Genomic DNA, 7,770 nt, shown 5'->3' with positions numbered 1-7,770 from the left:
GCGGGGTGACAACAGTCCCGCCCGGCTATTGGCGTGGGGGCGCCCCCCCCCCCCCCCCCCCCCCCCCGGGGGGCGGGGGGCGGCCCCCCCCCCCCCCGGGGGGGGGCCCCCGCACGCCCCCGAACAGCCCCCCTCGTGCACCCCGTGCACCACGCACCACCATCCCCGCCGGTCAGGCGGCGAAGGAGATGATTCACGTGTCCGCTACGCCCGTGCTGGCGTTGCGCGGAGTCTCCAAGCGGTTCGGCGCCGTCCAGGCGCTCACCGACGTAGACCTGGAGATCCAGCCCGGCCAGGTGGTCGCCCTTGTCGGCGACAACGGCGCCGGAAAGTCCACGCTCGTCAAGACGATCTCGGGAGTCCACCCGATCGACGAGGGCACCATCGAGTGGGAGGGCAGGCCGGTGCACGTCAACCGGCCGCAGGACGCCCAGCACCTCGGTGTCGCCACCGTCTACCAGGACCTCGCGCTCTGCGACAACCTCGATGTCGTCGCCAACCTCTTCCTCGGCAGCGAGATCCGCCGCGGCTCGGTCCTCAACGAGATCGCCATGGAGAAGCGCGCCAAGGAGCTGCTGGACACCCTGTCCATCCGGATTCCGAGCGTCCGGATCCCGGTGGCCTCGCTCTCCGGCGGTCAGCGCCAGGTCGTCGCCATCGCGCGCGCCCTGGTCGGCGACCCCAAGGTGGTCATCCTCGACGAGCCCACCGCCGCCCTCGGCGTCGAGCAGACCGCGCAGGTCCTCGACCTGGTCGAGCGGCTGCGCGAGCGCGGCCACGGCGTCATCCTCATCAGCCACAACATGGAGGACGTCCGCGCCGTCGCGGACAAGGTCGCCGTACTGCGGCTGGGCCGCAACAACGGCGTCTTCGACGTGAAGACGGTCTCCCAGGAAGTGATCATCTCCGCGATCACCGGCGCCACGGACAACGCCGTGACCCGCCGCAAGGCGCGTACCACCTCGGCTTCGGCCACGGCAGCGAAGGAGGACGCGAAGTGAGCGACCTCGCCAAGACCTCGAAGACGTCCGAGGCACCCGAGACCTCTCCCGCGAACGGCTCCGCCGACGCGAACCCGGCGGCCCCCGCCGTCGACCCCCGCCTCCTCGTCCGCGAGGAGGGCTTCAAGGGCTACCTGACCGAGTTCGGCCGCAAGGTGCGCGGCGGTGAGCTCGGCTCGCTGCCCGTCGTGGTCGGACTGATCGTCATCGCGGTCGTCTTCCAGCTCCAGAACAGCAACTTCCTCTCCGCCAGCTCCCTGGCCAACATCGCCGTCTACAGCTCCGGCATGGGCATCATGGCGGTCGGCATCGTCTTCGTGCTGCTGCTCGGCGAGATCGACCTCTCGGTCGGCTCGGTCGCGGGCGTCGGCGCCGCGATATGGGCGGTGCTCCAGGTCTCCAACGGGTGGAACGGCTGGCTCGCCATCGTCGTGGCGCTGCTCTCCGGCCTCGCCCTCGGTCTGCTGCACGGCTTCTTCTTCGCCAAGATCGGCGTACCCGCCTTCGTCGTCACCCTGGCCGGCTTCCTCGGCTGGAGCGGCCTGCAGATCTGGCTGATGGGCAAGGAAGGCTCGATCAACACCCCCTCCGGCAGCTTCGTCGAGAACCTGACGGGCTACTACTTCGAGGACAAGATCGCCGCCTACGGCCTGGCCGTCGTCGCGATCCTGGTGTACGGGCTGTCGATGTTCCTGGACAGCAAGCGCCGCCGGGCCGCCGCCCTGCCGTCCCGCCCCACCAGCGAGATCGTGCTCCGCACGGTCGTCGTCGCGGTGCTGTGCCTGGCCGTGGCGTACTTCCTGAACGAGCCGGTCGGCGCCCGCGGCCTGCCGCTCGCCCTGGTGCTGTTCCTGGCCGTCCTGCTGATCGCGGACTTCGTGGCCCGCCGCACCACCTTCGGCCGCCAGGTCTTCGCCGTCGGCGGCAACGCCGAGGCCGCCCGCCGCGCGGGCATCAGCGTCGACCGGATCCGGATCACCGTCTTCGGCATCTCCGGCCTGCTCGCCGCCTTCGGCGGGCTCTTCCTGGCCAGCCTCTCGGGCGGTGCCACCAAGAGCCTCGGCGCGAACAACACCCTGATGCTCGTCATCGCCGCGGCCGTCATCGGCGGCACCAGCCTCTTCGGCGGCCGGGGCAAGGTCTGGTCCGCGCTGCTCGGCATGATCGTCATCCAGGCCATCCAGCAGGGCCTGAACATGCTCGGCATGGCCAGCGAGATCCAGTACATGATCACCGGTGCGGTCCTGCTGGCCGCCGTGGTCATCGACTCGGTCTCCCGCCGCACCCAGAAATCCGCGGGCCGCGCCTAGAAAACCGGTGGGCCGCGTCTAACAGCCCCACCCCTCCGTGCCCGGCACCGACACTCCCGGTGCCGGGCACGTCTGTGCATTTATCCCCCGTACGGGTGACGCAGGTCGCACGACCCGACGATCCGCGTTCCGCGCGGAACATTAGACTCGTCAGATCGGCACGAACGTCCAAGCACTTCTGTGCGAGCAAGCGCAGCCGTGCAAGTAAGCCAGTTCAACCGCAAGGAGGCACGGGTGGCCCTGCTGACCCGTATCAAGGGACCGCGCGACCTGGACCGGCTGTCCCCGGAGCAGCTCGACCAGCTGGCCGCGGAGATCCGGACCTTCCTCGTCGACGAGGTGTCCAAGACCGGCGGTCACCTCGGCCCCAACCTGGGAGTGGTCGAGCTGACCATCGCCCTGCACCGGGTCTTCGAGTCGCCGAAGGACAAGGTTCTCTGGGACACCGGCCACCAGAGCTACGTGCACAAGCTGCTCACCGGGCGCCAGGACTTCACCCGGCTGAAGATGAAGGGCGGCCTCTCCGGCTACCCGGCCCGTGCCGAGTCCGAGCACGACGTCATCGAGAACAGCCACGCCTCCACGGTCCTCGGCTGGGCCGACGGCCTCGCCAAGGCCAACGAGGTGCTCGGCAAGGACGACGCGGTCGTCGCCGTCATCGGCGACGGCGCCCTGACCGGCGGCATGGCCTGGGAGGCGCTGAACAACATCGCCGTCGCCAAGGACCGCCCGCTGGTCATCGTCGTCAACGACAACGAGCGCTCCTACGCGCCCACCATCGGCGGCCTCGCCAACCACCTGGCCACCCTGCGCACCACCGACGGCTACGAGCGCTTCCTGGCCCGCGGCAAGGACATCCTGGAGCGCACCCCGGTCGTCGGCCGCCCGCTGTACGAGACGCTGCACGGCGCGAAGAAGGGCCTCAAGGACTTCATCGCCCCGCAGGGCATGTTCGAGGACCTCGGCCTCAAGTACGTCGGCCCCATCGACGGCCACGACATCGAGGCCCTGGAGTCCGCGCTGCAGCGCGCCAAGCGCTTCGGCGGCCCGGTCATCGTGCACTGCCTCACCGAGAAGGGCCGCGGCTACCAGCCCGCCCTCGCCGACGAGGCCGACCGCTTCCACGCCGTCGGCAAGATCCACCCGGACACCGGCCTGCCGATCGCCTCCTCCGGCGTCGACTGGACCTCGGTCTTCGGCGAGGAGATGGTCAAGCTCGGCAAGGAGCGGAAGGACATCGTCGCGATCACCGCGGCCATGCTCCAGCCGGTCGGCCTGGACAAGTTCGCCAAGGCCTTCCCCGAGCGGGTCTACGACGTCGGCATCGCCGAGCAGCACGGCGCCGTCTCGGCGGCGGGCCTGGCCACCGGCGGCCTGCACCCCGTCTTCGCGGTGTACGCCACCTTCCTCAACCGCGCCTTCGACCAAGTGCTGATGGACGTGGCCCTGCACAAGTGCGGAGTGACGTTCGTGCTGGACCGCGCGGGCGTCACCGGCACCGACGGCGCCTCGCACAACGGCATGTGGGACATGTCGATCCTCCAGGTCGTCCCGTCCCTGCGGATCGCCGCCCCGCGCGACGCCGACCAGGTCCGCGCCCAGCTGCGCGAGGCCGTCCAGGTCGAGGACGCCCCGACCGTCGTCCGCTTCTCCAAGGGCGCGGTCGGCCCGGCGGTCAAGGCCGTCGGCAAGGTGGGCGGCATGGACGTGCTGCGCAGGCCCGCCACCGACGCGGCCCGCCCCGACGTCCTGCTGGTCTCGGTCGGCGCGCTCGCCCCGATGTGCCTGGAGATCGCCGAACTGCTCGACGCCCAGGGCATCTCCTCCACCGTCGTCGACCCGCGCTGGGTCAAGCCGGTCGACGAGGCCATGGCGCCGCTCGCCGAGCAGCACCGGGTCGTCGTCACCGTCGAGGACAACTCCCGCGTCGGCGGCGTCGGCTCGGCCGTCGCCCAGGCGCTGCGGGACGCGGACGTCGACGTACCGCTGCGCGACTTCGGCATCCCGCCCGTCTTCCTCGACCACGCCTCCCGCAAGGAGGTCATGGCCGAGATCGGGCTGACCGCACCGGACATCGCCCGCCAGGTCACCGGTCTGGTCGCGAAGATCGACGGCCGGCTGGAGAGCGCGACCGCGGACGCCGCGCGCGACTGAGGCACCGGACGGCCGCCGCCGCACCGGCACGCACCGTACGACCTGCGCCAAGGGCCCCGGCCGGGGATCGAAACCCGGTCGGGGCCCTGGCGTGCCGCTTCGTCCTATTGGGTGAAACCCGAACGCACCTCTCGTGGTCCCTGAGGAGTGATCACGATGATTGCGGAGACTCGCTCACTCAAGAGTTGGGCGACGGCCGACAGGCGGAGGTGCGCCGGTGAGCACAGCACAAGGACCCACCAGCAGAGAAAGCGGCAGGAACCCTAACGGCGTCCTGCGGACCAAGACGGTCGAACAGTCCATCCAGGACACCGAAGAACCGGAACACGCGCTCAAGAAGTCACTCTCGGCCCTCGACCTCACGGTCTTCGGCGTCGGCGTCATCATCGGCACCGGCATCTTCGTACTGACCGGCAAGATCGCCAAGGAGACGGCGGGACCCTCCGTCGCCCTGGCCTTCGTCGTCGCGGGCGTCGTCTGCGGCCTCGCGGCACTCTGCTACGCCGAGTTCGCCTCCACCGTCCCGGTCGCGGGCTCCGCGTACACCTTCAGCTACGCCTCGCTCGGTGAGCTGCCGGCCTGGATCATCGGCTGGGACCTGGTCCTGGAGCTGGCGCTCGGCTGCGCGGTGGTCGCGGTCGGCTGGTCCGGCTACATGCGCTCCCTGCTGGACACCGCCGGATTCACCCTGCCCGACTTCCTCTCCGGCACCCACGACGGAAAGTTCGGCTTCGACCTGCTGGCCTGCATCCTGGTGCTCGTCATCACCGCGGTCCTGGTCGCCGGAATGAAGCTGTCCTCCCGGGTGACCAGCGTCATCGTCGGCGTCAAGGTGACGGTCGTGCTGCTGGTCATCGTCGTCGGCGCGTTCTTCATCACCGGCTCGAACTACCAGCCGTTCGTCCCGCCGGCCCAGGACACCGAGGGCGGCACAGGCCTCACCGCCCCCCTCGTCCAGGTGCTCTTCGGGTTCACCCCGACCAGCTTCGGCGTGATGGGCATCTTCACCGCGGCGGCCGTCGTCTTCTTCGCGTTCATCGGCTTCGACATCGTCGCCACCGCCGCCGAGGAGACCAAGCTGCCGCAGCGCGACGTGCCGCGCGGCATCCTCGGCTCGCTGATCATCTGCACCTTGCTCTACGTCGCGGTCTCCGTCGTCGTCACCGGCATGCAGAAGTACAGCGACCTCTCCACCGACGCCCCGCTCGCCGACGCCTTCAAGTCGGTCGGACACCCCTTCTGGGCGGGCCTGATCAGCTTCGGCGCGGCCGTCGGCCTCACCTCGGTCTGCATGATCCTGCTCCTCGGCCAGTCCCGGGTGTTCTTCGCGATGAGCCGCGACGGACTCCTCCCCAAGACGTTCTCGCACGTCCATCCGCGCTTCGGGACCCCCTACCGCTCGACGGTGCTGCTCGGTGCGATCGTCGCCGTCGTCGCGGGCTTCACCTCCATCGACGAGCTGGCCGAACTGGTCAACATCGGCACCCTCTTCGCGTTCGTCGTGGTCGCCGTCGGCGTCGTCATCCTGCGCCGCCGGCGCCCCGACCTGCCGCGCTCCTTCCGCACACCGCTGGTCCCGCTGGTCCCGGCGCTGTCGGTGCTCGCCTCGCTGTGGCTGATGCTGAACCTGCCGAGCGAGACCTGGCTGCGGTTCGGGGTGTGGATGCTGATCGGCGTGGCCGTGTACTTCCTGTACGGCAGGCGGCACAGCAAGCTGGGTAGGACGAGCGGTACGCCGGTGGAGTAGGCCGGGCGCCGGGCGCCGGGCGCCGGGCGCCGGTCTCCGGTGGCCCGGTCGCCGGTGGCCGGGGCGGTGCGTCGTGGGAGGCTTTCGGCGCGGTGCCCGGCGCCCCTGACGGAGCGGATAGTTTTGGCCCATGCTCGTCGAGCCCGTGACCCCGACTTCGCACGCCTACTGGCGGAAGCTGCTCCCCGCCCTGCTCCTCCTCGCGGCGCTCACCCGCATCCCCTCCTTCCTGCACCCCCTGTGGAACCCCGACGAGGGGTTCCTCGCCGTCCAGGCGCGGCAGCTCGCCGACGGGGGAGTGCTGTACGACACCGTCGTCGACCGCAAGCCGCCGTTCGTACCCTGGCTGTACGAGGCGGCGCTCGGCCTCTTCGGACACGGCTCGCTCGTCCCGGTGAAGGTCCTCGCGATCCTCGCCCTGTTCGCCACGGCGGCCCTCCTCGCCTCACTGGCCCGCCGCCGGTGGGGCGACCGGTCCGGAGCAGTGGCGGGCGCCGGCTTCCTGCTGATCTCCGTCGGACTGCACCCCGAGGACACCCAGGCCGCCTCCTTCGGGATCTTCACCCTTCCGTTCACCGCGCTCGCCGTGTGGTGCGCCGACCGCAGGGCCTGGACCTGGGCGGGGGCGGCCGTCGCGGGCGCCTTCCTGACCAAGCAGACGGGCGGGGCGGTACTGGTGCCGGTGCTCTGGCTCGCCTGGACGACGTCGCGGCGCGGCCCGGCCCTGCTGCGCACGGTCGCGGGGTTCGCCCTGCCGGTCGCGGCGGTGGCCCTGGTCACGGGCCCGTCCCGCTTCCTGTTCTGGGTGGTCACGGGCTCCGGTTCGTACGCCGACCTGACCGGCTCGGGACTGCACGCGCTCGGCCGGGGCCTCGGCAACGCGGGCATCCTGGCCGCCGCCTGCCTCGGCCTGCTCGTGCCCCTGGTACGGCGGTGGCGGGCCCCCGGCACCGACCTGTGGCTGTGGCTGGCGGCCTCCGCCGTCGCCGTGGCGACCGGGTTCCACTTCTTCGGCCACTACTACCTGCAACTCATGCCGCCGCTCGCCCTGCTGGGCACGGCCGCCCTGCACGCCCTGCCCCACCGCTGGACGCGCGGCGCGCTCACCGCACTCGCCTGCACCTGCGCGCTCTTCCTGACCTGGGGCTTCCTGGCCCCGCGCGCCGAACTCACGCACGCCGAACAGCTCGCGCAAGCCGTCCGGGAGCGCACCTCGGCGACCGACCGGGTACTGATCTGGGGCATGCACCCGGAGACGTACTGGCTGGCCGGCCGCGCCCCCGCGAGCCGCTACCTCACGGCCGGACTGCTCACGAACTTCAGCGGCGGCAGGAACGGTTCGCTGGTCGGCGAGGAGTACGGGGTCGAGGGCAGCTGGCCGCTCCTGCTGGCCGACCTGGCACAGCACCGGCCCGCGCTCGTCGTCGACGACTCCCGGGGCAAGCCGTACGGTCCCGGGCGGATGCCGACGCTGCGGCGGGTGCTGGCGCAGGAGTACGAGCGGGTGGCGACGGTGGACGGGGCGGTGCTGTACGCGCGCACCGGCGCGCCCTGAGCC

At 71.1% G+C, this 7,770-nt stretch carries 5 protein-coding genes; all 5 read left to right on the top strand.

The window, feature by feature from the left end; genetic code table 11:
• Positions 1 to 188: 188 nt before the first annotated feature.
• The 5 genes from ACFYVL_RS17555 to ACFYVL_RS17535 all read left to right on the top strand — a co-directional run bounded on the left by ACFYVL_RS17555 (position 189) and on the right by ACFYVL_RS17535 (position 7,767).
• Entirely contained in the window at positions 189 to 1,001 is an 813-nt protein-coding gene (locus tag ACFYVL_RS17555) for an ATP-binding cassette domain-containing protein (RefSeq protein WP_389245585.1), read from the top strand.
• On the top strand, positions 998 to 2,311 hold the full coding sequence (locus ACFYVL_RS17550) for a sugar ABC transporter permease (protein ID WP_389245583.1): 1,314 nt from the start codon (positions 998 to 1,000) through the stop codon (positions 2,309 to 2,311). The genes ACFYVL_RS17555 and ACFYVL_RS17550 overlap by 4 nt, the downstream gene beginning before the upstream one ends.
• 234 nt (positions 2,312 to 2,545) lie before the next feature.
• Positions 2,546 to 4,465: a 1-deoxy-D-xylulose-5-phosphate synthase gene (dxs, locus tag ACFYVL_RS17545; RefSeq protein WP_389245581.1), complete on the top strand. Its 1,920-nt coding sequence runs from the start codon at positions 2,546 to 2,548 to the stop codon at positions 4,463 to 4,465.
• A 217-nt stretch (positions 4,466 to 4,682) separates the two neighbouring features.
• Positions 4,683 to 6,212 carry an amino acid permease gene (locus tag ACFYVL_RS17540; RefSeq protein ID WP_389245578.1) on the top strand — a complete coding sequence of 510 codons (1,530 nt, stop codon included), beginning with the start codon at positions 4,683 to 4,685 and terminating at the stop codon, positions 6,210 to 6,212.
• Between the two features lie 130 nt (positions 6,213 to 6,342).
• A complete protein-coding gene (locus tag ACFYVL_RS17535) occupies positions 6,343 to 7,767 on the top strand; it encodes an ArnT family glycosyltransferase (RefSeq protein WP_389245576.1) in 1,425 nt (474 codons plus the stop codon).
• The last annotated feature ends 3 nt before the right edge of the window (positions 7,768 to 7,770 follow it).

The organism is Streptomyces sp. NPDC004111 (assembly GCF_042874215.1).
Lineage (GTDB): Bacteria > Actinomycetota > Actinomycetes > Streptomycetales > Streptomycetaceae > Streptomyces.
This window is presented reverse-complemented; position numbering and strand designations above follow the sequence as displayed.

Bases quoted from the DNA above. Each gene is read 5' to 3' on its own strand.
- ACFYVL_RS17535 (WP_389245576.1), top strand. From the start codon at position 6,343: ATGCTCGTCGAGCCCGTGACCCCGACTTCGCACGCCTACTGGCGGAAG.
- ACFYVL_RS17555 (WP_389245585.1), top strand. From the start codon at position 189: ATGATTCACGTGTCCGCTACGCCCGTGCTGGCGTTGCGCGGAGTCTCC.